Below are 25384 nucleotides of genomic sequence, written 5' to 3' on the forward strand. Positions count from 1 at the left end.
TTTTGGCCAAGTGCTTTAATTGGGTAACCAGAGTCTCTAACCCCCAGTCCCTACAAAACACCCTGCATGTGGCTGCGCACAGAGCGTTCCTGAAAATATTTAAAATACAACAGCACACTTCCCAAGCGTAACTTGGAAGTTTTTAACTCACAATAGTACGATTCTTCAAATTTAGTAGGTGGTACACTGCCTGTATTTAATGATGGTTTTCATTAAATTGTCATAAATAGTTAATAGTGTACGCACAGTTATTTAGAGGAATTGAATTTCATGCGCGTGTCATCATTTACTCGGCTACTGGCTATTTTATTGGCATTAGCCAGCCTGCTGTTAGGCGGAACTCTGTACTGGGCAAGTCAAACGCTAGTTAAACTTGAACAACAAGACCAATCTTATAATCAATTAAAAAACAAAATCCTCGTCGATTTAAAAGGCTTACTTGAAGATTATTTAGCGCAAGGCGATAGCCAGTATTTAGGGCAAGCGGCAGAGCTTATTAGCCAAGTAAAAAGCACTCAGCTGGCTATTTTACCAAGTGACTTAAAGCAGCAGTTAGATACGCAATTAACTCAGCTCGATACCGATATAAAAGGTAAATATCGCGCTTTGGGGAAACTCTCAGGAAATGAAACCGCGTTACTTGATAATGCCCTTAGGCAAATGGCGGGCTCTGCTTCGTCGTTAATTGGTTATGCCAACAAAGCGGCGCAACTAAATACACATGCGCTTGATTATTATCAGCTTGCCAGCGATTACTATCGCGAAGTCACAACTTTATCGTTATTTACATATCAATTATTGCTTAGCTTTGATCAAGATACGCAAGCTAATTTGCAACAAAGCATCACTAACCTAAATCGTTTAGCGCAGCAGATAGATAACCTTGAAAACCTCGGGGTGATGAGTGAAGTTGATGAAGATAGCTTATTTATCGACGAAGAAGCTGAAGATTTAGCCGATGAAATTAAAGCTGAACTTAGTAGCTGGCCAAATCGTTATCCTCGAGATTTAGAAAATACCATTGCACAAGCTCAGCAACGTCAAATTGGTATGCAAGCGCTGCGCAAACAAATTAGCACGCTTTCAGGAACGGTAATAAACGCTGAGCAGCAACTTAAAACCGAGCAAGGTATTTTAAAACAGCAAGTGCTGGCGGTGTTTTGCATTGCCATCGGTATGTTGGTGGTACTGGCCATTGGTGTTTACTTTGTGCAGCGTAATCAAGTGTTAGCACCACTTCGACAGTTACGAGATGGTTTTGCTTTTTTAATTGAAAGCAATGAGCTAAAAAATATAGTCAGTAAAAACCCGAAAACAGAAGTGGGTGAAATAGCAACTTACTTTAATCAGCTAATTGAGCGCCAACGCCTAGAGGCTAATGAGCGTGCGCAAATGCTCAAAGTAATTAATGACTTTATGCAAGAGATGAGCGAGCACTTACATTCAATCAGTGAGCAAACCGATGCTAGTCATCATCAAGTGGAGCAAAACCAAGAATTATTGGCTGATATTCAACAGATAGGTGAACAAGTTAATGATATTAATGGCAAAGTAGCTGATAACGCGAAACACACTTTTTCAGCAATGGAACAAAGCTTAGGCTTTGCTGAAAATATGCTAAGTGCCAGCTCGAATACACAGCAGCGAGTAGGCCAAGGTTTACACAGCCTGCAAGAACTACTCAGTGGCGTACAAGATGTAGGGCAAGTTATTGAGATGATCCGTAATATTGCAGAGCAAACTAACTTGTTAGCACTTAATGCCGCCATTGAATCTGCCCGTGCCGGTGAGCATGGCCGTGGTTTTGCTGTGGTTGCAGATGAAGTGCGTAAACTGGCTCGTCAAACTCAAGGTTCCTTGAGTGATATTAATAATCAACTTAATTTACTCAGTGAAAATTCTAGTATGGTGTCAACGCAAATATCAGCGCTTGCAGAGGATGCTCAACAACAAACAGATAATGCCCAAGAGCTTAAACGTAACTCTGAAGGGGTGGCTGATAATGCCCAAGATGCTAATAAAGTCGCGTTTGAGGCCATGGAGTTAGCAAAACAACAAAATGCATTGTTGGATAATTTTAGCCAGTCAATGCAAAGCATGAAAGGCCAAGTGAGTGAATCCAGTCTACTAGTGGCTGATATCCACCAACGTTTACAGCAACAAATGCAGACAATTCGTAGTAGCTTAGGATTGTAGTGGATAAAGCTAAAACACGTTACTGGCGAATGTGTTTTAGCTTACATTTAACTTGGTTTATACAGAGTTAGTTTTGTTGCAGTCACAGTCACTTCCTGCTGCGTGGAACTTCCTCGGATTGATACATTGAAATTTGATGATTGTCAGGATCAGCAATCTCGGCTGACCAGCCACCTGGCGCATGACTGACTGGTGTAACAATGGTTGTACCTTTCTCAGCAAGAGCCTCGATTACATCATCGATCCCCCCATCAGCGAGTTCGAAAACAATAATCGGTGAGTTCCCAGGGCGTGACTCTTGCTTAAAAAAGAGCAACTCCACTTCATTTACCGTTTTTGCTAGTAGCCAACCTTCACCTTCATCTTCCATCCTCTGAATATCTATTCCAAGCGTATCACGGTAAAAAGCCTCCGTTTTATCAAGATCGCTGATGTAATAACAAATAGCGCCAATCTTACTTTTGCTTAACATGAACATTTTCCTCTTTTTTGATTGATTTCAACCTATGTTGCCGTGACAGTGGGTTTTGTGAGGTCACCATAAAAAGATGTCCATCTGGGTCGTGGCTGGCTACAGTGTCATCATTACGACAAGGAGCTTTTAGTAATGCTTTACGTATCTGTCCAAACGGCAGCTCACCTATTAAACCTTTAAGTTCAAAGATATCTCTTCCATCATATAGTCGCCAGCGGCGCTTGATTTGCACAATGCGTTGTCGTAGCGCCATGTCTGATGCTCGTAGTAGCCAAGATATTTCTTTTTTGGTATGTCCAGTTAAGGTTAAAAGTGCAGTTGCTTTAAGGCTTGGTGGTAATGTATCAACAAAATGGTGGGGCGATACTTCACTTTGTGTTTGCATATTACGTAAATAGGCGACAGAAGCTTCACGTGTTTTTCGTCTTGCGGCAGAGCGAGCATTAAAAGTTGATTGATTTCGAAGTACACCAATTATCCATCGACGGTTATTAACACAGCTTAAATCTGAGCGCTTAGCTTCAATTGCTGCAAGAAGCGCTGTTTGGAGTAAGTCCTCAGCTTCTTCTTTATGCAAAGTAACTTTAAACGCATAGTGAAGTAGGTTTGTGTAGTAATTACTTTTTTTCATAGTCGTGTACTGATAGTGATATTTTTATTGTTTCGCCTTTAACTTTAACCTTACTCTATTATACTGCTAACTCATATTCACTTTCGAAGAATTATTATGATTTCTCAAGGCCAAGTATTACCAGCAATTAGTCTTACGCAATTAACCGATGACGGCATGCAAACACTGACCAATGACGACTTGTTCGCAGGTAAAAAAGTGGTGTTATTTGCTGTTCCTGGCGCGTTTACGCCAACCTGTTCTAATGCACATTTACCTGAGTTTATTACCCTTGCAGATAAAATAAAGGCTAAAGGCGTTGATGCTATTTATTGTGTATCAGTGAATGATGCATTTGTAATGAAAGCATGGGGTGAGGCACATAATGCAGAGCATATTCAAATGCTTGCTGATGGCGATGCAAGCTTTACTAAAGCGCTAGGGTTAGATAAAGACACCGCTGGTTTTGGTGGTGTACGTTCAACCCGTTATGCCATGATTGTTGATGACCAAACCGTAACAGGTTTATTTGTTGAACAAGATAAAGAGTTTGTAGTAAGCCGTGCAGAAGCGGTATTAGAAAAGCTGTAATAAAAAAGCCGAGCAAAGCTCGGCTAAAAATCACCAGGGGAAACTGGTTTACCAAAGCGCGAGTGCCAGTAATACAGACACTCGCGCTTTTAGTTCTTAAGGTTGGTATTGCGCATCAAGCGTTAAACCAGCAAAGGTTTGATAAGCATTCACGCTCATGTGCCAAGTACCCGCTTGTGGGTTGCTGAAGGTACATGTTTCAGCGTTACCATTTTTGTAAGGGCGACAATCATAGCTTGAGCTAGTTGGTTGGCTACCAAATTTAACGAATAAGTCAGCATCACCAGAACCACCAGAAGTAGTTACTGTAAAGCTTGCCATACCCGCAGGTACATCTAAGGTGTAATGTTTCCATTGACCAGCACTTGCCGAGATATCAGACACAGTACCACCACCTGCTTGTGGATTGCCTGAGCCACCAGAGGTTGTTAAGTTACCAACCAAACTTACATTTGCGTAAGCTGAGTAACCACTAAGCATGACATGATATGTGCCTGCTGTTGGGTTATCGATAGAGCACTCTTCATTATTGCCATTTTTATATGGACGACAGTCATAGGTTGATGTTGTTGGTGCGCTGCCTGCTCGTACATACATATCCGCATCACCGCTGCCACCACTCATAGTGAAGGTCACATTTGAAGCACCGCTTGGTACGGTCATAGTATAGAAAGTAGTACTACTTGCGCTGCCACTTAAACCAGTTAGTGCTTGGCCATCAAGTAACTCATTACCTGTTGGTGGTGGCGGGGTTGTACCACTCGCTGCGGCAACGGCTGCTGCTGCATCAACTATACCAGTACCACAGTTATTACATGATGCTGCAAATGAACGAGTAGTTGATTTTAAAATGCTCTCAATTTCATCAGGCGTTGCATTTGGCTTAGCTTGTTTGATCAGTGCTGCAACACCCGCAACGTGCGGCGCAGCCATTGATGTACCTTGTGAGTAATGGTAGCTATCACTTGAAGGGCTTGATGAACCTGAGTTATGAGTTGAAAGTACACCTTCCGAATCATTCGCAAAACTTTGCGCACCACCTGGTGCTGCAACATCGATTGAAGTACCGTAGTTTGAGTAGTAAGCACGGCCACCGTTACGGCCAACCGAAGCAACATTCACTACGCCATTACAGTTACCCGGATTGTAGTTGTTGGCATTGTCGTTATCATTACCAGCGGCAATAACAATTACAGTGCCGTTATTACGTGCTTGGTTAATCGCGTTTTGTGTGGTTGAACTACACGAGCCGCTGCCACCTAAACTCATATTGATAACATCAGCAGGGTTCGCATTACTAGGTACGCCAGAAACCGAACCGCCAGAAGCCCAAATAATACCGTCAGCAATATCTGATGTTAAACCACCACATTTACCAAGTACACGCACTGGCACAACTTTCGCGTCATAAGCAACACCGGCAACACCTTCGCCATTATTTGTTACCGCAGCAACAGTACCTGCCACGTGAGTACCATGCCAGCTAGAGCTTTGCGCGCCATGAGTATAACCACATTCGTTAGCAGTGATCGCATCACCCGGATCGCGAGCATCGCTATCGCGTGCGCCACCATCATTAGCAACAAAGGTATCCGAGATCATATCGTAGCCAGGTAAAATATTGGCATTAAGATCGATATGTGGGCGGTAACCCGTATCAAGTACGGCAACGGTTACACCGCTACCTGTTGCAGTATCCCATGCTGTAGGTAAGTTTAATCCGCCAGCTTGTTCATAGTAATGCCACTGATCGTCGTAACGCGGATCATTTGGCGTTGCAAATGGTTTTAACATTTGGTCTATTTCAATGTATTCCACATTGCCTGAAGCAATCACTTCTTGCATATATTGTTGCGCTTCGTCTGCAGTTAGTTTTTTATTAGCACGCATTACATGGTGGTTACTCAATGCCATTGCACGAACATACTGCGCCTTAATGTTTCCTTTTTTGCTGGTAAAGTTTTTAACAAAACCTTGTGCTTTTTTGTTCATCATTAGTGGGCTAGTTTCAGCAGCAGACAGAGTACTCATTTCATCAGCGTTATTTTTATATTTGATGATAAAGCGTGTGCCAAGAGGATCTTGGCCCTGTAGTTTTGCTGTGGTTTCTGCCATTGATGGCATCATTGCTTGGCTTGGATTTGCCATGCTAGTTGTTGCAGCAAATAGCGTGCTCAATGTTAGTGCTACGGCACATTTTTTAAATATTGTTGTTGTCATAATGATCCCTAGATTGTTATGTATTACTTCACGATGGATATCGTGAAGGGGAACAAAAGTAAATGATCTGTTAAAATAGTTAAAATAACGTTTTATTATTACTGTCTCTGTTTTAGTTATATCGGGATGTTTATATGGCTAAATAGGTATTTATGCTTCTTATAATGCAAAAATATTGGTTATAAAGTATTAGCTAATGTGTGAGCCACGGAAGTGTGCATTTATTTTTCCCACTTTATTGTTAATAGTTAAATAGTGAAATTCCGCTCAGTTTGTACTTTTAAATTTGCTACAATTGCAGAAATTTTCTGATGAGACGAACAAATGACCCAAGTAGATGTAATAGTGATCGGTGCCGGCGCCGCAGGTTTAATGTGTGCAGCGCAAGCAGGTTACCGTGGCCGCAGTGTTACAGTACTTGATATGGGCAAAAAGCCGGGCCGTAAAATTCTCATCAGCGGCGGCGGACGTTGTAACTTCACAAATGAAAATGCCAGCCCAGAAAACTACTTATGTGGTAACCCGCACTTTGTAAAATCGTGTTTAAGTCGCTATACCCAACATGATTTTATTGAGCTGGTGGATAGGCACGGTTTAGCGTATCACCATAAAACCCTTGGGCAGTTATTTTGCGACAATAGCGCACAAGATATTGTTGATATTTTACTTACCGAATGTGAGTGGGCTGGTGTGAATGTGGCGCTTCGTAACGAAGTGCTAAGTGTTGAAAAAACAGGTACAGGCTATCTCGTGATCACCGAGCAACAGTCATACAGCTGTGAGTCACTGGTTGTTGCCGCTGGTGGCTTAACCATGCCAAAATTAGGCGCAACACCAATAGGCTATAAAATTGCTGAGCAATTTGGCTTAAAAGTATTACCGACCATGGCAGCACTTGTGCCATTTACCTTGCATCAACATGATAAAGACCGCTTTGAAGGGTTATCGGGTATCAGCATTCCTTGTATCGTCAGCAGTGAAGACGGCACCAGTTTTAAAGAAAATATCTTATTTACTCACCGTGGTTTATCAGGCCCTGCAATTTTACAAATCAGTTCATTTTGGCGAGCAGGACAAGCAGTGACTATAAACCTGTTACCAGAGCTTGATTTAAAAGAACAACTAGCAACATGGCGAGAAACCCAAGCACAAAAATCATTAAAAAATAGCCTAGCGACTATTTTGCCAAAACGCTTTATTGAAATACTGCATGAGAGTAAAGCCATTCCAGATTGCAATGTAAACCAGCTCACCCATAGCCAAATTGACGAGCTCGCTAATTACATTCATAACTGGCAAATTAAACCCAACGGCACCGAAGGTTATCGCACAGCGGAAGTAACTCTTGGCGGTGTCGACACCGACGAACTCAGCTCAAAAACCTTTGAAGCGAAAAAAGCCCAAGGCTTGTATTTTATTGGTGAAGTAACCGACGTAACCGGTTGGCTAGGCGGCTATAATTTTCAGTACGCGTGGAGCTGCGGTTTTGCAGCAGGGCAGTATTGTTAATTTGTGTATTAGGCATTAAAGTTTGTCCGTAGGAATTAACACTTAAGCCTAGAAAATTTCCTAATGATCATTTCATCAATTTAAAGTTGGAACTATGAATAAGTCGAAAATTATAATAGATGATTGCAGGGATATTGAGGATTTTGAAGTCGTAATTTCTAGCTCTGAGCTAAATTTAACTCCTTATGAAAACAACCTTAATAATATATGGGATGAAGTACTTGAAGAGTCTAAAAACAGCGGTGTTGAAGTATGGGATGGGCTTTATTATCGGTTAGAAAATATTGCAGAGTTGAAAAGTGGCTCAATGCAATTAAGGCTAAGTACCGTACGATATTCAACAGTCCGTTCGTTGATGAAATTAAGTCGAACTCATGACTTAGATGACAAGTACTTTCCATATCATATAAACACAGGGGCTTTGATATCAACAAAAGATGATTTTTTTGTTTTTGGAGAAAAAACCAATAGTAATGATGATAAGTTTATTGATCTTATTGGTGGGGGATTGCAGAAAGATGAATTAGCAGTCCATACCGCAATTGATATTAGAGATAATATTTTAAAAGAAGCGTTTGAAGAAGCTAATATAACTCAAGAGTTTGTTGAGCTAATCAACTTAAATTCAATCGTACTGACCAATACAATGAGCATATTTATTATATTTAACATTAAGTTAAATATAAATAGGGAGCAGTTAGCTATAGAGTTTGATAACCGAACAGATGAGGAATTATCCGGCTTACGGTTTTTTGATAAAAATGAGATTAACCAATTCAGCTCAAATAAGAATGTATACTCTTACCTCACCATCGTCCCTGACTTAATCGCAAAGTTTCCTGCTAATTAGTGAATAGTTATTTTATTATGTTTGTACTGCTGAACCTCTTCGTTTTACAGCTCTCGTATAACTACACAGATATAAAACATAGGAATACATAAAACACGCCATAATTTTAGTTTGCTTTATGTTCAAAAACTGATTAACATGCGCTCGTTCAATTGTTCAGCACTTACCCTAAGTGTTGGATTCATCAACTAACTGTGAAGGAGAAAATACTATGACAATGACATCAACATCCTTTGCAGGTCTTATCCGATAAGAAACTTGTTACTTAAACACGCTGTTATATATTAAGTACATTTAGGTAAACATCGCGTTTAAATACGTTCCTTTCGTTTGATTTCAAAATAGATCCAGACCTGCCAATTCGTATTTCGTTTTAATCCTATTTTTCTAACAAAGAAAAAGGAATTGGTGTTATGGACAAATCCGTCCAAAAAATAACTGAAAAAGTTAGCCTTATTGCGTCTGCTGATACGTGGATTGAAGGGCTGGCAATACAGCAACTGATCAAAACATCAGAGCTAAATGGTATGCAACGTATTGCGGGCATGCCTGATTTACACCCAGGTAGAGGGTATCCCATCGGGGCTGCATTTTTTACTACTAACAAAATTTACCCTGCATTAGTGGGTAACGATATTGGCTGCGGTATGGCGCTGTGGCAAACCACAGTCAAAGTAGCAAAAGTAAATTTGGATAAACTAGCCAAAAAGTTTACAGATATTGAGCTGCCACTCGACGAAAGTTGGTTCTCAATCATAGAAAGTAGCAAAGCGGCAAAAAATATTACGACCAAGGGTTATGATAGTGCCTTGGGCACCATTGGTGGAGGTAATCATTTTGCCGAGTTTCAAGCGATTGATGAGATATTCAATCAAAGTGCTTTAGATGAGTTAGGGCTAAGTAAAAAGCATCTTCAATTATTGGTTCATTCAGGCTCGCGCGGGTTAGGGCAATCAATATTGGTTGAACATATAGCGGGTCATAATCACAATGGCTTATGTGAAGGTGATGCTGACTTTAAAGATTACATGAGTAAGCATGATGAAGCGGTGCGCTTTGCAGAGCTTAATCGTGAGTTGATTGCTAAGCGGTTTTTAGAGGCTATACGAGCCAATGGTGAGTGTACCTTAGATATTAACCATAATTTAGTATCGGCTAAAAATATTAATGGTTGCGATGGCTGGTTACACAGAAAAGGTGCAACACCGAGTGATAAAGGTTATGTAGTGATCCCTGGTTCTCGTGGTGATTACAGTTATCTTGTAAAACCAGTATTTACAGCGTTGAGTGATAATGATCTAGCTGTGCAGGAAAGTATCAATAGCAGTTTATTTTCACTTGCGCACGGCGCGGGGCGTAAATGGCAACGTGGTGAATGCCATGGCCGATTAGGCCATAAATATAAGCGCGAAGATTTATACCGTACAGCGTTAGGTAGCAGAGTTATTTGTGGTAATAAAGAATTGCTATACGACGAAGCACCCCAAGCGTACAAAAAATGTGAAACGGTTATAAGTGACATGGTTGATGCAGGGTTAATAGAAGTGGTCGCTAAGTTACGGCCAGTTTTAACCTTCAAAACAAATGGAGGTTGCTCATCATGATATTACTGCAATTATCAGCAGGACAAGGACCTATTGAGTGCTGTAAAGCCGTAAGTTTAGCGTTAAAAATGATTAAAAAACAATGCCTCGAACAAAGCATAAAGCTTGAGGTTGTTGAGGCCATTAGCGCAACAGAACGAGATTGTTTAAAGTCGGTTTTACTGCAACTTGATTCAACAGCCAATAGCGAGGCTAAGCAATTAGCTCAGTCATGGCAAGGTGCGATGTTGTGGGTATGTCAAAGCCAGTATCGGCCTAAGCATAAACGCAAAAATTGGTTTTTTAGCGGGCAACTGTACGACATTGATGAAAGTAAGCTTGAGCAAGGCGTAACTTTTCAAACATGTCGCGCGTCTGGCGCTGGCGGCCAACATGTTAATACCACTGATTCAGCAGTCAGAGCCACCCACACAGCAACGGGTATTTCGGTACGTGTTGAGAGTGAGCGTAGTCAGCATGCCAATAAGCGCTTAGCAAGTGTGTTGTTGTTTCAAAAACTAGAGCAACTAGCATTAGACAAAATGGCTCAGCAAGAAACAGTACGTTGGCAACAGCACTGGGAAGTTGAACGTGGTAATCCTGTAAAAACATTCATAGGTGAAAAGTTTGCTTTAAACCATGACTGCTCAGTTAATGAAGGAGTATATAATTAATGAAGGAACATAGCGTAACAAATGTGCTGTTTATATGTAGTCGCAATCAATGGCGAAGCCCAACGGGTGAACAAGTATGGAAAAACCACCCAGAGCTCGCTGTTAGCTCAGCAGGCACCAGTCCTAATGCAAAGAGAACGGTGAATGCCAAAATGATGCAATGGGCTGATGTTATATTTGTTATGGAGCAAAAACACAAAAATAGACTTAAAGCGCAATTTGGACATTTATCAACGTATAAAGATATTCAAGTATTAGATATTGCTGATGAATATCAATATATGGATAACGAGTTAGTAAGCATTATAAAACAAAACGTTGGTAGCTATTTAGCGCTAATGTAAATTGAAGTAAGAGGGTAGAACAATGTAATTCCATCTCAGCACTGCATGTTTAACTTTTGTCTTTTCAGTATTGAAAGGGCAGTCATACGGTGCTTATAACTATTAGAAATTGAATTTAACAGTCAATCATAATATTTAAAATTGGAATTACATGATGAAAATTAAATACCCTCGCACCCCACATTTACCTTGGTCACCGGGTGCAACAGATGATGATATACACCAAGGTAATTTAAGCTGCTTTGCAAATAAGCAAGTCGTTGTTACTGAAAAAATGGATGGTGAAAATACGACTCTTTACAGTGACTTTGTACATGCTCGTTCGATTGATAGTCGTTTTCACCCATCAAGAACATGGGTAAAAGCATTGCAAGCTGAACTTGGCTACAAAATTCCGCAAGGGTGGCGTATCTGTGGCGAAAACCTATATGCAAGGCATTCGATTAGCTATGAATCATTAGCTAGTTATTTTATGGCGTTTTCGCTATGGAACGAAAACAACGAATGCTTAAGCTGGCAAGACTGCAAACAGTTTTTTGCACAATTAGGGCTGACCACTCCAAACGAGTTGTATGTTGGCTTATGGTGTGAAAAAACAATAAAAGACATAGTATTGGATACTCAATACCAAGAAGGCTATGTGGTTAGGCTTGCTGATGGCTTTCATTATTCACAGTTCAAAGAAAGTGTCGCGAAGTGGGTGAGAAGCAACCATGTGATCACCGATAAGCATTGGATGCATGCTGACGTGATCCCTAATGGGTTAAGCACTAAAAATACAAAAAAGGGAGGTTAAGATGAAAAAATTAGCCACTTGGTTAGACAGTTTAGCTTTAAATCATTCACCAGATTTTGCTGAGTGTGTAGAGTATTTGGGAGATGTGTTCTCTTTACTGTATCAGTTTGCTGACACTGAGCAAGACAGCATCTGGCATGCTGAAGGTGATGTTGCCATTCATACTGATATGGTGTTGAGTCAATTGTATGAAATACTAGTCAATGATGCTGAACATATAAAAGGCGCTCAAAGGCAGGTATTGATCTTATCTGCTTTATTGCATGATATTGCCAAGCCAATAACTACAAAGCGCAAACAGATAGAAGGTGTTGAACGTGTAGTTGCACCAAAACATGAGGAGGTAGGTGCAAATTATTTAGCGATTAAATTACTTGAGCTACCCCTTGAGTATAAAGCTATTAATACCATTACAGGATTAGTGGGGTTTCATCAAATGCCAAAACGTTTGGTGATCAAAAACCAAAGTTACAGTGATTACCTGCATCTTTCTTTAAATGCTAATTTAGAGTTACTTTATTGGCTTGAATTAGCCGATATGAAAGGGCGAAAATGCACAGATCTAGCCCAACAAATTGATTTGTTGGAGCAGTTTAAAATGTTTGCGCAAGAGTATGAATTGTGGGACGAGAGTAAGGCAACTCACTCAATTTTAAAACCTATTCAAGTCAAACCTTCACGTGCAGAACAAACGTATTTAAATGGCTATGCTATTCGTCAGCTGGCAAATGGTCAAATTAGTATGGTTGAAGAAGCCCTAGCGAAAAATTATCAAGGTGCTTTAGAGTACAGCCATCTTTATGTGATGTGTGGCATTAGCGGCAGTGGTAAATCTACTTGGATTGCACAAAACCTAATAGGATTTGAAGTTATTTCATTAGATGATATTCGTGAAGAGCTAAATGGGAAAAGGCATTGCCAAAAAAATCGAGGGCAGATGTTACAGTTAGCTAAATCGCGATTAAAAACGGCATTAGCAAATAAGCAAAATATTGTCTGGGATGCGACTAATTTTCGTAAAGACTTTAGGCAAATTATTTGTGATCTTGGGCTAAATTACGGCGCTTTAATTACGATTGTTGCTCTGCAAGTTAAAGAAAGCACACTACGTAGTCAAAACAAAAGTAGAAAGCATAATGTGGGTGATGACGTTATTACTAGTCAGTTAAATAACTTTGAGTGGCCTTCAGTTACTGAAGGTCACAGAATGCTTATTATTGGCGAAAAAGGAGTAATTTTGTCTGAATACGGCTCCTTTTTTTATTAAATTAATTTATTGAATAAAGTAGGCTGGAAATACTAGCCTACTTATTTATAGTGATGACATTTTCTCGTCTTTTTAATTTTAAGTTATAGTTTTTTAGCTTTTTACCATTAGAGGAGATAGTGATGTAACCTTGAAGTTCACATGTGTCATAAGCACTATTATCAATTGAAGATAAAATATCAGCAGTAGCATATATCGATGCTGTATTTTTAGTGACGAAGTCTAGTTTATTCAGTTCAACTCCATCACACCAAAGATCCCTAGTTTTAGGGTTAATTGAAAGATAACTTCCTAAAAACCATTCTATATCCGATGGTAAAAATCCAAGGCTAGTAGAATCAGTTAAGCCTTTTTCAATAACGTAAAGCCCAGCGGCTATTATTCTTTCGTGACGTCTTACATCGTTTTTTAATATGCGTTGGCAAGTAAATCTACGCTGTAAACTTTTTGAACAATACTTCAAAAACTCTACGTTGGGATCCGGCTCTAAAGTAGTTTCACGAACAACTTTATCCTCTAAAATAACCTCTAATTTAAGATCCGAAACAGTGTATTGTTTATAACCATTGTATTCACTATCTAATATTACTTTTGGCAATAGCCCAACAAGCTTTTCCTCTGGTAACCCAATAAGCGGCTCACCATAAATACAAAAGTCGCTAGATGTGATTTTTATACGATTTAGCCTAAATTCATAGAATGAATCGAATTCAAGCTGTAAACCTAGTGTGTCATAACACCAAACTTCATGTATGGAATCATCTTCTTTAGCAGTCTGTTTTTTTGTTTGTTTTGGTTTACCAATAATTGATTGAACGTCTATTTGACTCATACCGAAAGTAATATTGCCAATACCGAATAAAGGATAAATTTTCATTTTAATTTAGCTAGGTGCTAAAGAAAGTTTTTTAAGATAAACCAATTTACCATTTAACTTTTTATTATCAATAGAAATTACGATTTAGACATTGCTAGGGTTTTCTATGGGCCCGTTTATATTTAGCTTGATATTCGCGGCGCTGCTTTGTGATTTCATAAAAAACTATGCCGGTAGTCGTTGCTAAATTTAGGCTCTCAATCATACCGAACATGGGAATTGAAATACAAAACTCACTGTTATCTACAACTGTATCACTTACACCTCGTGATTCGTTACCAAACCATACAGCTAACTTCGGTTGAGTATAATCCGCCTCATGAAGGATTTGATTTAGTTTACCCTTAATGTGTGGAGAGGTTATTACTGATACAAACCTATTTTTTTGCAGATGCGCAAAGCATTCTTCTGTACTATTAAAGCGTTTAACAAAAGTCCACTTTGAAGCTGAGACAGAGATTCTGGATAGTGATTTTCGCCCTCTTAATTCTTCCCAGTCATCAGACAAAGAATGTCGAGAATCAACAACATAAATCTTTTCAACACCAAGCGCATTTGCATTACGAATGACTGCGCCTATATTTTTAATATCCATAGGATTTTCTAGAACCGCGATTAAATTTTTACATTGGTATGCTTTAATTTCATCTGCTCTTTGGCGAATAGTACTCTTTGAATCATTCATATCTCAGTTCTCCTAAATGAGTCTAATGTTTATTTACTTTGAGTAATACTTAGTTGGACTCAAGCACTTCAACAAAAAGTTGATTTAACACTTCAAAATCGACGTCTCTTGTTTCAAATTTTGATCTGTAGTTTTCGTGTCTCGTTAGTTCTGACTCAATAAACTCATTAATCACTGGCACGCTTTTAATATACTCTTTCTCTAAACTGACGCGTTTTGATGCCAGCAGTGCCGATATTGCCTCATTAAGTGGGGTATCATCAGCTACTAACTTGCGTAAAGTATCGAATTCGATAGGTGCCGGCTCGTTATATTTTTTAAGCCACATAATTGCTAATAAAGGCCTTAAAACATAGAAATACTTTTTCAGGGGGACTTGCTCTTTTTTAAGATATTCACGGAAATTGCCTTTAGCCATATGCAAGTAGTGATAAATTCCTCGTGTTGATGACGCGATAAGTGGCAGCAATTCGCGCGCTTTTGTTGCAAAGTGGTGGTCATCTACATACACAATGGGTGATTGTAGCCACTCGATAAACGCGGGGTTAGATTTATAAAATAATTTTAGGGCTTTGCGAATATCCCAGCCGTTTATATCTATTTCATCGACGATTGGGTATTCAATCACGTCGCGTTTATCTTCAAGGTTTACTGCTAAATACCAGTCTGTTGGGTGCGCGTAAATAAATCGCACGTCGTAATCGCTGTTAGGAGATTCAAACCCCCACGCTCTGCTACCTGACTCTATCGCGTAAAGTACCTTAACATTGTGCTCAGCTTCTGCGGCTTTTATTCTGCGTAGAATTTCAGTATGAATATCTTTGTTGATACGCTGATCTACTGTATTTTCTTGGTTATTTATTTTCATAGTGTAACTCTTTATTTTTTAATTCGGTTAGGCAATTGCGTAAACAATTTATTTCCGCTTCTCGCATTGCTGCACCAATTAGCGGGCCGCTTTTACCTCTTGAAATGGCTTGTTGTACTATGGCTTTTCTGTCGAGTTGCCTTAATGCATTTAATAGTGACTGCGCTAATTGAAATTGTGGATAGTCTTTATTTACAAAGTCTTCGCCTCTACCTTGTGCATCACATAAACACGCTTGAAGAAACTGTAAAAAACGCTGTGGATGTTCAAGAGCATTCATTTTTTCAACGATAAACCTGTGTACTTTTTTAGGTGTTAGCTCAAATAATTTATGGCATCGAGTGTGGTTGTCACTTGTTAAAGCTGCCAGCGCTTTTAATTTATTCGGTACTTTTAAGCGCTCACAAAATTCATTTATCACCTTAATGCCTACTTGCTCATGACCATGTAAATTTCCATATTTTTGATAGCAGTAAGCTTTACCAAAGTCATGAGTAAGGGCGGTGAAACGTGTTTCAACATCAAAACCTAAATCAGCAGCTCGCTTTAGTACCAGCATGGTGTGAATGTAAACATCCCCCTCAGGGTGGTGGTTTTTAGGTTGAGGGATACCTTGCATCGCTTCAATTTCAGGAAATAGCCCTAAGCCATTAAGCGCTTGAAAAAATAACTGCGGGTGTTTCTCGTTCAATGCCTTTTCGGTTTCATTCCATACACGTTCGGGTACTAAGTTTGCAAGTTCGCCGCTTTCTTTTAGTTTGTTCATAAGCGCTTGAGTGTCTGGGTGTATTGACCATTGCTCACCAAAGCGGGCAAGAAAGCGTGCAATCCGTAACACGCGCACGGGATCCTCTGCAAAAGCGGCGGTGGTGTGCCTGAGTATTTTGTTTTTTAAATCAGCTTGGCCATTAAAAGGATCGATAATATTGCCTTGATCATCCATCGCCATTGAATTAATAGTTAAATCCCGCCGAGCTAAATCTTCTTCTAACGTTACCGAGGTGCTGGCATCCACTGTAAAGCCAATATAGCCTTTGCCACTTTTTCGCTCAGTTCGGGCAAGGGCATATTCTTCTTTTGTTTTTGGGTGCAAAAAAACCGGGAAATCACTGCCAACAGGCTGATAACCTAATGCGATTAAGGTGGCAGGTGTTTCGCCTACTACAACATAATCTTTGTCTTTTGACTGATGGCCTAGTAATGAGTCTCTCACTGCTCCGCCGACTAAGTAGACTTTTTTAAGTTTATTATTCATTACTTTACCGCTGTATTTTTAATCCTGCTTAAGTGTCTTGTGTTAGTGAAACATGCCACAGGCACTGTGTTAATTGCTTTAACTGTATCTCTTTTCCTAATATGTGTTTAATAACATTTATATTGGTTATTGTATGCAAGCTAGGTTTAGTTGTTGTAAAGCTGCCGCTTCCTGCCAGTGCAATGGGCAGTAATAATTGGTCGGCTAAATACTCTTCAACCGCCGCCTGAGATTGAATAAATACATTGACTCTGCCTGCTGCGCGTTTTGCTACATTTTGTGCTGATAATCCTTTTTCTCCCCTGACCTCAAAAACAGAACGATGCGTTTCACTATCAATACCTAATTGAAAACTGTTACCCGGGCCTGGGGTGATCACGTTTTGCACAAGGCTTGGTGCATCGTGCCAATTGAGGACTTTTTTAGCTGTGTTAATTTCGCGCTGCCCTATGCTTGATGGCAGTGAGCTTACTAGTGCCGTTAGAGAGCAATTATTCGTTTGTTTAGCAAAGAGAGCACCAGCAGTAGTTAACTTAATTGGCTTAAGCTTTGTTGTTGGTTGAACGCTTATTTGCCACTTTCCACCGCCTGCAGGATAAAACCCGAGTGCTGTCGTTTTAATCTGGCAATCAACACCCATGCGTTTCAGTATGGGCAAAAATGACTGTTCTAAAAAGCACAAAGAAGGTGACATTCCATTATGTGTGCCGCCTTCAAATGTGACGGTTGAGCAGTTTGGTGCCAGTGCCAATACAGGTAAAATTGTTTGGCATACCAATACGGTGCTGCCTGCGCTACCAATGGCAAAATTAAAGTTACCGGCTTTTATTTTGCCCGGCGAAAAGCGAATATGCGTTGAGCCAAGTTCAACGCCTTCAATACTGGCACCACAAATCTCTTGTGCCGCTAAAACACATGTCAGGTGTTGACGTAATAGCCCTGTTTTGTTTCTACCTGCTCTTATATTGTAAAGTTCAATATTTTGCTGGGTCAAAATAGAGAGTGTTAGGGCGGTTCTTAATACTTGGCCGCCGCCTTCACCTTGTGAGCCATCTATTTTTATAAATTGTGTGGTCATATAATTATCTTTATCCTTTTACACAAACTATTTGTTTTAAGGTATAAACCACCTCAACTAAGTCTTTTTGTGCTGTCATTACTTTTTCAATATCTTTGTATGCGTGAGGGATTTCATCAATAACAGCGGCATCTTTTCTGCACTCTACGCCTTGTGTGGCGGCAATTTGATCTTCAACGCTGTACACCTTCTTGGCTTTTGTTCTAGACATAACCCGGCCTGCACCATGGCTACAGCTATTAAAGCTTTCAGGGTTTCCTAAACCACGAACAATAAAAGATCGTGCGCCCATATTGCCTGGAATAATGCCCATTTCCCCTTTTTCAGCTCTTACTGCCCCTTTACGTGTTACAAAGCAGTCTTTACCAAAGTGATGCTCACGGGAAATATAATTATGGTGGCAATTTACTGCAAGTTCATGAGTTGAGAACGCTACAGGTATTTGCTTACGTAATGCTGCTATGGCATTAAACATCATAATTTCGCGGTTTTTGGCGGCAAAGTCTTGTGCCCATTCAACCGCTTCAACGTAATCATCAAAAAAGTCACTGCCTTCTTCAAGGTAAGCTAAATCCATATCGGGTAGATTGATTTGATGGCGCTGCATTTCTTTTTTGGCTAACTCAATAAAATACGTCCCAATACGGTTACCCACGCCACGGCTGCCAGAGTGCAGCATGATCCATACAATATCGTGCTCATCTAAACACAGCTCTAAAAAGTGATTGCCTGTTCCCATTGTACCTAAATGGTTTACATGATTGCTCTTTTTTATTGCAGGGTGTTTTTCACAAATAAGTTCAAACCGCGCCTGTAATTTTAGCCATTCACCCGCCACTATATCGGGTATGTTATGCCATGCACCTCTATCTGCTTTGCCTCTATTGCTGGTTCTGCCATGCGGGACTGCTGACTCAAAAGCATGTCTAATCGCCAACAAGTTATCAGGTAGTTGGCTTGCTGTTAAAGTTGTTTTAGTGGCGACCATTCCACAGCCAATATCAACACCCACTGCGGCGGGAATAACCGCATTTACTGATGGTATAACACTGCCAATGGTTGCGCCTTTACCTAAATGCACGTCTGGCATCACGGCAATATGTGAATGCACTAAGGGCATACGTGCAATATTGTTTAGTTGTTGTTGGGCTTGCTCTTCAAAAGGGACGCCTTTGGTCCATGCTTTAATTGGTACACTACCTTGGTTTTCGATTACGTTATAATTTTTACACATTCGTTTTTTCCTCAATTCTTTTCATTATTACTTTTTGCGTAACGCTTTCTGGTTAGGCTATTTTTACTGCGCCGTTCATTAATCCTTCTAATCCACCGTACACAGTCAGATTGTTTATTCGTTCGGCGACTTTTTCTAATGCTTCCAGCTCTTTTAAACGCATTAGTGTTGGGTTGTTTTCAATCATTTTTGCAGTGTTATGTAAGCTTCTGGTTGCTGACGTTTCTTCGCGTCTTTTAATTACATTGGCTTCTGCTGCTTTTTGCGCTTCAACTACTTGGTTTAATATTATTTTCATTTCACCTGGCAAAATAATGTCTTTTACACCTACGTTCGCAAGGGTGATACCAATGTCTGTTAAAGACTGTGCAACCAGCTCTTTCACAGTTTCATTTACGTACAACTTATCCAAAAGGATATCATCGAGCGACTTGGTGCCAACGGCTTCACGTAATGCTAACTGCAACGCTTTGTAGACAAAGTCATTCACGTTATCAACGCTTCGCGCTGCAAGCTGAGCGTCATGTACTTTAATATTGGCACTCAAATTAATGCGTAAGCTTACGCGGTCTTTACTGAGGATCTCTTGTCCTGAGATCTCGAGTAACTGTGTTCTGCAATCAAAGGTTTTTAATTCAATCTCATGATTAAATTGCCAAAAACCGTAATGACCAGGTGTTAGTTGTTTTAATAGCTGACCATTTACATACAGTAAACCAATGTGCTCTTTTGCTATGTTTAAATCCGCAATCGGTTTAACCGCAACAGTACGTTCACTTTTAATTAAACGTGACGCTGTATTTGCGCCAGCACGGTTAATTAAAAAAAGCGTTTTATCATCTAGGGCTATTTCTTCGTCGATAGATACTTTCTCTAGTCGAATATCACCCGCGTCTTGCCATAGATATAATTGTTCGCTAGGTGCGACGATCCCTTCAAGTAGGTCATTAACGTACAACAGGCCCACTTCCGTGTTACTTAGCTTACAGTGAAAAATATGTTCATTTAGCTGTGGATTATTTCGATACAGCCTTTCAGCATTTTGTTCTGAAAAGTACAGTGTGTTTATATCAAAATACTCAAACGATAATTCATTTTTAAAATCCCAACGTTTATGTTTTCCAGGTGTGAGTACATCTATTAGTTGTTGATTTTTGTACACAAGCACTCTTTGGTTTTCAGTGATCTCGACTATTTTTTGAAACAACTTTTTGCTTAACATTTTAAATTCCTTATTGTTTTTACTTCCCTTAAATTAAGGGGTTAGTAAGAGTTAAATACTTGTTTAATAAAAGCCCAAAACTGCATAGCGATGGGGAGCGTCCAGCTTGCCACCGTTCATTCGCCTGAGGCGTTTACTAAGCATTGGTAATAACGACTTACTAACGTTTTTATATCTATATTTAGGGTGGGACTTGAACCCACAACAGGCGGTATAACCGCTGCTCTACCAGTTGAGCTACCTTTAAAGGGTATTATTAAGGAAGGATTCGAACCTTCGCACACGGCAATGAACCGTTGCTCTACCTCTGAGCTACTTTAATAGTTGTTTGATTGGGAATACGCGGCAACAGTGTTGAGCGCACCAGAGTGACTTTTTGAATCACACCTAATTAATCAGACTCCTAGGTAAATACAAGTCATGTGCCAGTTTTGTTTAAATATTTTTATTTGTTTTTAAGTTGTTGTTTTTAAGACTTAAATTAACTAAATTTGTGTGTTTCTAGCTGTTGCGCTTGATAGATCTTTCGTTATTTTGTATTGTTTTGTGTAGTGTTTTTATCCATATGGATACGGTTGTGAAAGATACAGTAGTCGTTAGCTTAATTGGTACGCAGTTAGATTATGTCGGTAAGAGAGTCGATCGATGGGCTAAGTGGCGGCCTAATATAAGTTTATGTAGTCAAGATAATCTAATCGTTAACCAGCTACATATGCTGCATGACAATCACAGTAGTCGCCTTGCTAATAATGTTGCAGTGGATATTGAGTCTGTCTCTCCTGAAACTAATGTGCAGTTGCACCAGCTTAATTTTAGCGATCCGTGGGACTTTGAAGAAGTGTATGCCAAGCTCTTTGATTGGTGTTCACACTACACTTTTGATACTGATAAAAACGATTACTTATTTCATATCACAACGGGTACGCATGTTGTGCAAATATGCAGTTACTTGCTTACAGAAAGCCGGCACTTTCCAGGGCGTTTGATTCAAACATCACCAGATCATAATAACAATAATAAATCGATAGGGCGTATACAGATCATCGATTTGGATTTATCTAAGTATGATCAATTAGCTACGCGGTTTGATATTGAGCATCAGCAAGGTAAGGAGTTTTTAAAAGGCGGTATAGAAACTAAAAATATTTTCTTTAATCAACTGATCACACAAATAGAAAAAGTAGCAATTCGCTCACACGATCCCATGCTTTTAACTGGGCCTACTGGGGCGGGTAAGAGCCAGCTTGCAACCCGTATATTTCAATTAAAGAAAAAGCGTTCAATGCTAAAAGGCACGTTGGTTTCTGTAAATTGTGCCACTTTAAAAGGCGAGAATGCCATGGCTGCGTTATTTGGTCACACAAAAGGTGCATTTACTGGCGCGCTTCAAGCAAGAGATGGGTTTTTATTGAGCGCACATGATGGCGTACTTTTTTTAGATGAAATCGGCGAGCTGGGATTAGAAGAGCAAGCAATGCTGCTGCATGCTCTTGAAAATAAAACTTTTCACCCAGTTGGTAGCGATACACCTGTTCAAAGCAATTTTCAGTTGATTGCAGGTACCAATAGAGATTTAAAAAAAGAGATAGCTCAAGGTCATTTTAGAAGTGACTTGTTTGCTCGTATTAACCTGTGGGAATACGAATTACCAGCACTGAAAGATCGAAAAGAAGATATTCCAGCAAATATTGATTATGAAGTTGATCTCTATACTAAAAAAATGGGGGATCGCGTGCAATTTAATAAAGAAGCTAAAAATGCCTTCATTGGTTTTGCCACTTCAAACGAGGCATTATGGACTGGCAACTTTCGTGATTTGAGCTCTGCAATTACAAGATTATGCACATTGGCTGATTCTTCACGTATCACAGTAGAAGATGTGAAAGATGAAATAGATCGCTTAAAGCAAGCTTGGTATCCGCAAAATCAACAGTTAGCGTCGACTGTCCTTTGTGATTATCTTGAAAATACTCAGATAGAAGAGTTAGATAACTTTGATATTAATCAGCTTAGCCACGTACTTACTACCTGCCAGCGTCACAATAGTATGGCATCAGCTGGCAGGGAGTTATTTAATGTAAGCCGCAGGCTTAAATCTCAAGCCAATGATTCAAGCCGTTTGCAAAAATATTTAAGTAAATTTGGTTTGAAGTGGAGTGATATCTCGCCTAAATCAAAACAACTGCAGGTTAAAGCCACATAACTTATCCCGATGCATAATTATTGTGTAGCTGCGGATTAAATACGCAATCAAGTGGTTTGCGACTACTATTTAAGCAGTTAGCTTGTTGATTGTTAAAATAAAGGTTTTTGCTAGTGACAAGCCAGTAAAAACTTTTTATACTGCAACCCGCTTTAGTCGCTTAGGTGGTTAAACGCTTCTAAAATTTAGCCTTTGTTTTAAAAACACATGCTAATACAAAATGGCCCCTTAGCTCAGTTGGTTAGAGCACACGACTCATAATCGTTAGGTCCCCAGTTCAAGTCTGGGAGGGGCCACCATTTTACAAGCTTCCCAAGTAAATAACTACTAACATAAATTACCCTGTGCTACTTTTTATTCTAGTAGTTGGATAGCTTATCTTGAATATTAAATTTTAGTTTATGCTAATAACTCTAGTATCAGCTGTGATGCTAGTTGTATTTAGCTATACTGATTTCCTCTAACGAGAAACAATTGATAGCATAACCGCATATAGCTTGTGAGTAAAAAGTTTGTAATCTATACGTTAAACATCAGTATGATAGCTTAAAACACAGTTTTACTAATATTCTAAACAGCTAACAAGTCATGGAATTAATCTTGGAAACTCTAAGAGTGGAATTTAGTCATGAATCAATTTTTCGTTAAATAGTTAAGTTTCTTTTGTTGACAGAATGGCTGTGTTGTATATGTTAAGTCAAAACCCAATAACAAGAGCTAAGAATGTCTAATAGTTTTTTTTATCTCCATGCTGAACCAAAACATGCCAATAGTGACTTTATTAATCAATTGGAAGCTTATGCGGAAAAAAGTTTAAAGCAGGTGTATGTTGTTAATAAACCTTTGGTTCATAGTAAGTATACATATGATTACGAAGGTGGTTTGATAGTCCTTATTCCTGATCACAAGATCATGATTTTAGACTTTGGTGAAGATGATGAGGCTTTTGAAGATTATCATTTAGATGTAGTTGAGGATCTCAGTTCTATCTCAGATACATATGAATATAAAGATGTTTTAGGCCGTTCTCGCAAGTGGAGCAAAGAAATTGTTTATCATTCCGAACAATCACTTATTCAAACACCTCAAACGCTTCAGCAGTTATTACAAAAAAATAAGTTAGATGAGCCTCTTTTAAGGAAAAAGTCAGAGTTACTAATCTCTCTTTTTACTGGTAGCATAAATGATATAGAAAGGGTTAAAGAGGGAATCCCTGAGAACATTCTCGACAAAATAAAACAAAAAATAATTTTGTTTGATGGTGAGCAGACAAGGTTTGTCTATCAAGAAAAAATAAAAGATTTAGTTCGAATTCAAGGTTTATCTGGCACAGGTAAGACTGAGCTTTTGCTGCATAAATTAAAAGATATATATATAAATAAAGTTGATTCTAAAATTTTATTAACATGTCACAATAAAATCTTAGCTTCCAGCCTCAGTAAGCGGATCCCTGAATTCTTTAATTTTATGAAAGTCACGCAACAAATAGAATGGCGAGAGCGCTTGTGGTGTGTGCATGCTTGGGGGTCTCAGTCTGATATTAATTCAGGTACTTATAGATACATTTGTGGAAAATACTCTATACCTTTCTTTTCTTTTTCATATTCTAGGCCTTTTTCAATGGTCTGTAGAATGGCTATTGAAGAACTAAAAAAGGTTGATATTGAGAAAGTGGGATATGCATTTGATTATGTTTTAATTGATGAAAGTCAGGACTTCCCAGCGGAGTTTATAGAATTGTGTCAGATGGTAACTAAAGAAACTGTTTATGTTGCCGGTGATATATTTCAAAGTATTTTCGATGAAAATATTGTAAGTGAAATAAAACCAAATTTTTTATTAAGTAAGTGCTATAGAACTGATCCTAAAACTCTTATGTTTGCCCATGGCCTTGGAATGGGATTGTTTGAAGATAAAAAGCTTAGATGGTTAAACGATGAGCAGTGGCAAGCTTGCGGCTATGAAGTAGATAAAGTAAATAATGGTCAAGTATACAGGCTTAAAAGAGAACCCTTAAGGCGATTTGAAGATTTAAAAGAGCATAATATACAAAGCATGAATATTGTGAAATTTAATAATCGTTTTCAAATACATAGCCGTGTTGTTGAACTAATTGAGAACTTAAGATTAAACAACCCTACTCTAGAGCCTGATGATATTGGTATTGTTTTTACTTTAAGTAATAAAGTTGGTTACAAGCTTGCCGATGAGCTTGAGCAAATTGTTGAAGAGAGGTTTGGCTGGAAGTTAAATAAAGCTTATGAATCAAAGCATAAGGTTAAAGGGGAGTTATTCATAAGTAATAAAAATAATGTAAAAGGACTAGAGTTCCCATTTGTTATATGTATTTCTGATTTTATCTCAAATGCTAAACATGAAAGAAATGCACTATATATGTTATTAACTCGCTCGTTTATACAATCGTTTTTATTAATCCCAGAGTCAATAAGTCAGAGCGAAGACCTGAAGCTTGCTTCACTTGAGTCTGGATTAGAAACTATCGAGAAAAATGACTATATCGAAGTAATTTGTCCTTCAGAAGAAGAGAAACAATTAATTAATACAAATATTGAATACGATGATCAAACTCAGTCTGCTTATGAAATTGCTGAGGCAGTATTTGATGAGCTAGATGTGCCATCATTGTGGAGAGATCCTATTAGAGGGCTTATTACAAATATATCTGTAGAGGATATAACCTATGATGCAGTGAAAAAATTAGTTGAGGTAAATATGGAAACGTTAGCGATTCACAGACAATGAAGACGTATTCATTTAAGCTGAGTCAAAGTTTAAAAGAAAGGATACTCAGTCCTATAAGAACTAAGTATCAGCTGGTGCTTCTTT

General features: G+C 39.0%; 21 protein-coding genes and 2 tRNA genes. 12 read left to right on the forward strand and 11 right to left on the reverse strand.

Features of this window, described 5'->3' with window-relative positions; translation table 11 throughout:
* The first annotated feature begins 270 nt into the window (after nt 1–270).
* Nucleotides 271–2196 carry a methyl-accepting chemotaxis protein gene (locus A7968_RS21705; protein ID WP_064668598.1) on the forward strand — a complete coding sequence of 642 codons (1926 nt, stop codon included), beginning with the start codon at nt 271–273 and terminating at the stop codon, nt 2194–2196.
* 88 nt (nt 2197–2284) lie between these two features.
* On the opposite strand, the gene A7968_RS21710 is transcribed toward A7968_RS21705, so the two are convergent.
* Both A7968_RS21710 and A7968_RS21715 read right to left on the reverse strand, forming a co-directional pair.
* On the reverse strand, nt 2285–2668 hold the full coding sequence (locus tag A7968_RS21710) for a VOC family protein (protein ID WP_064668599.1): 384 nt from the start codon (nt 2666–2668) through the stop codon (nt 2285–2287).
* Nucleotides 2652–3302, reverse strand: coding sequence for an RNA polymerase sigma factor (locus A7968_RS21715; RefSeq protein WP_064668600.1), 651 nt, complete (start codon nt 3300–3302; stop codon nt 2652–2654). The genes A7968_RS21710 and A7968_RS21715 overlap by 17 nt, the downstream gene beginning before the upstream one ends.
* A 96-nt stretch (nt 3303–3398) precedes the next feature.
* Between A7968_RS21715 and A7968_RS21720 the strand changes: the two genes are divergently transcribed.
* Nucleotides 3399–3872 (forward strand): peroxiredoxin, encoded by a 474-nt coding sequence (locus tag A7968_RS21720; RefSeq protein ID WP_064668601.1) that lies wholly within the window; start codon nt 3399–3401, stop codon nt 3870–3872.
* 96 nt (nt 3873–3968) lie between these two features.
* On the opposite strand, the gene A7968_RS21725 is transcribed toward A7968_RS21720, so the two are convergent.
* Nucleotides 3969–6092, reverse strand: coding sequence for a S8 family peptidase (locus tag A7968_RS21725; protein ID WP_064668602.1), 2124 nt, complete (start codon nt 6090–6092; stop codon nt 3969–3971).
* Between the two features lie 324 nt (nt 6093–6416).
* Between A7968_RS21725 and A7968_RS21730 the strand changes: the two genes are divergently transcribed.
* From A7968_RS21730 to A7968_RS21760, 7 genes are all read left to right on the forward strand, one after another.
* Nucleotides 6417–7601 carry a BaiN/RdsA family NAD(P)/FAD-dependent oxidoreductase gene (locus A7968_RS21730; RefSeq protein WP_064668603.1) on the forward strand — a complete coding sequence of 395 codons (1185 nt, stop codon included), beginning with the start codon at nt 6417–6419 and terminating at the stop codon, nt 7599–7601.
* Between the two features lie 94 nt (nt 7602–7695).
* Nucleotides 7696–8451, forward strand: a complete 756-nt coding sequence (locus tag A7968_RS21735) for an NUDIX hydrolase (protein ID WP_064668604.1) — start codon at nt 7696–7698, stop codon at nt 8449–8451.
* A gap of 413 nt (nt 8452–8864) precedes the next feature.
* Entirely contained in the window at nt 8865–10055 is a 1191-nt protein-coding gene (locus A7968_RS21740; RefSeq protein WP_064668605.1) for an RNA ligase RtcB family protein, read from the forward strand.
* Entirely contained in the window at nt 10052–10708 is a 657-nt protein-coding gene (gene prfH / locus A7968_RS21745) for a peptide chain release factor H (RefSeq protein WP_064668606.1), read from the forward strand. The genes A7968_RS21740 and prfH overlap by 4 nt, the downstream gene beginning before the upstream one ends.
* Nucleotides 10708–11052 (forward strand): low molecular weight protein tyrosine phosphatase family protein, encoded by a 345-nt coding sequence (locus A7968_RS21750; protein ID WP_064668607.1) that lies wholly within the window; start codon nt 10708–10710, stop codon nt 11050–11052. Before prfH ends, A7968_RS21750 begins: the two co-directional genes overlap by 1 nt.
* 151 nt (nt 11053–11203) lie before the next feature.
* The gene (locus tag A7968_RS21755) at nt 11204–11848 is read left to right on the forward strand and encodes an RNA ligase family protein (RefSeq protein ID WP_064668608.1); all 645 of its coding nucleotides are present in this window, start codon (nt 11204–11206) and stop codon (nt 11846–11848) included.
* Between the two features lies 1 nt (nt 11849).
* The gene (locus A7968_RS21760; RefSeq protein WP_064668609.1) at nt 11850–13115 is read left to right on the forward strand and encodes an AAA family ATPase; all 1266 of its coding nucleotides are present in this window, start codon (nt 11850–11852) and stop codon (nt 13113–13115) included.
* A 37-nt stretch (nt 13116–13152) separates the two neighbouring features.
* Here A7968_RS21760 and A7968_RS21765 read toward each other — a convergent pair whose 3' ends face one another.
* From A7968_RS21765 to A7968_RS23260, 8 genes are all read right to left on the reverse strand, one after another.
* Nucleotides 13153–13992 (reverse strand): hypothetical protein, encoded by an 840-nt coding sequence (locus A7968_RS21765; RefSeq protein WP_064668610.1) that lies wholly within the window; start codon nt 13990–13992, stop codon nt 13153–13155.
* Between the two features lie 94 nt (nt 13993–14086).
* Entirely contained in the window at nt 14087–14677 is a 591-nt protein-coding gene (locus A7968_RS21770) for a TrmH family RNA methyltransferase (protein WP_064668611.1), read from the reverse strand.
* A 49-nt stretch (nt 14678–14726) separates the two neighbouring features.
* Entirely contained in the window at nt 14727–15545 is an 819-nt protein-coding gene (locus tag A7968_RS21775) for a nucleotidyltransferase domain-containing protein (protein WP_064668612.1), read from the reverse strand.
* Nucleotides 15532–16800 carry a multifunctional CCA addition/repair protein gene (locus A7968_RS21780; RefSeq protein WP_064668613.1) on the reverse strand — a complete coding sequence of 423 codons (1269 nt, stop codon included), beginning with the start codon at nt 16798–16800 and terminating at the stop codon, nt 15532–15534. Before A7968_RS21780 ends, A7968_RS21775 begins: the two co-directional genes overlap by 14 nt.
* A gap of 28 nt (nt 16801–16828) precedes the next feature.
* On the reverse strand, nt 16829–17878 hold the full coding sequence (gene rtcA / locus A7968_RS21785) for an RNA 3'-terminal phosphate cyclase (protein WP_064668614.1): 1050 nt from the start codon (nt 17876–17878) through the stop codon (nt 16829–16831).
* 10 nt (nt 17879–17888) lie between these two features.
* Nucleotides 17889–19112: an RtcB family protein gene (locus A7968_RS21790; RefSeq protein ID WP_064668615.1), complete on the reverse strand. Its 1224-nt coding sequence runs from the start codon at nt 19110–19112 to the stop codon at nt 17889–17891.
* Between the two features lie 52 nt (nt 19113–19164).
* On the reverse strand, nt 19165–20334 hold the full coding sequence (locus tag A7968_RS21795) for a slipin family protein (RefSeq protein ID WP_208855853.1): 1170 nt from the start codon (nt 20332–20334) through the stop codon (nt 19165–19167).
* A 253-nt stretch (nt 20335–20587) separates the two neighbouring features.
* Nucleotides 20588–20657, reverse strand: a tRNA-OTHER gene (locus A7968_RS23260).
* Nucleotides 20658–20911: 254 nt separating this feature from the next.
* Here A7968_RS23260 and rtcR point away from each other — a divergent pair.
* From rtcR to A7968_RS21815, 3 genes are all read left to right on the forward strand, one after another.
* Nucleotides 20912–22537, forward strand: a complete 1626-nt coding sequence (gene rtcR / locus A7968_RS21805) for an RNA repair transcriptional activator RtcR (protein WP_227008884.1) — start codon at nt 20912–20914, stop codon at nt 22535–22537.
* A 222-nt stretch (nt 22538–22759) separates the two neighbouring features.
* Nucleotides 22760–22836 (forward strand) — tRNA-Ile (locus A7968_RS21810).
* Nucleotides 22837–23260: 424 nt separating this feature from the next.
* The gene (locus A7968_RS21815; protein WP_064668617.1) at nt 23261–25300 is read left to right on the forward strand and encodes an STM2767 family DEAD/DEAH box helicase; all 2040 of its coding nucleotides are present in this window, start codon (nt 23261–23263) and stop codon (nt 25298–25300) included.
* The last annotated feature ends 84 nt before the right edge of the window (nt 25301–25384 follow it).

It is taken from the genome of Pseudoalteromonas prydzensis (genome assembly GCF_001661495.1).
In the GTDB taxonomy this organism is placed as follows: domain Bacteria; phylum Pseudomonadota; class Gammaproteobacteria; order Enterobacterales; family Alteromonadaceae; genus Pseudoalteromonas; species Pseudoalteromonas prydzensis.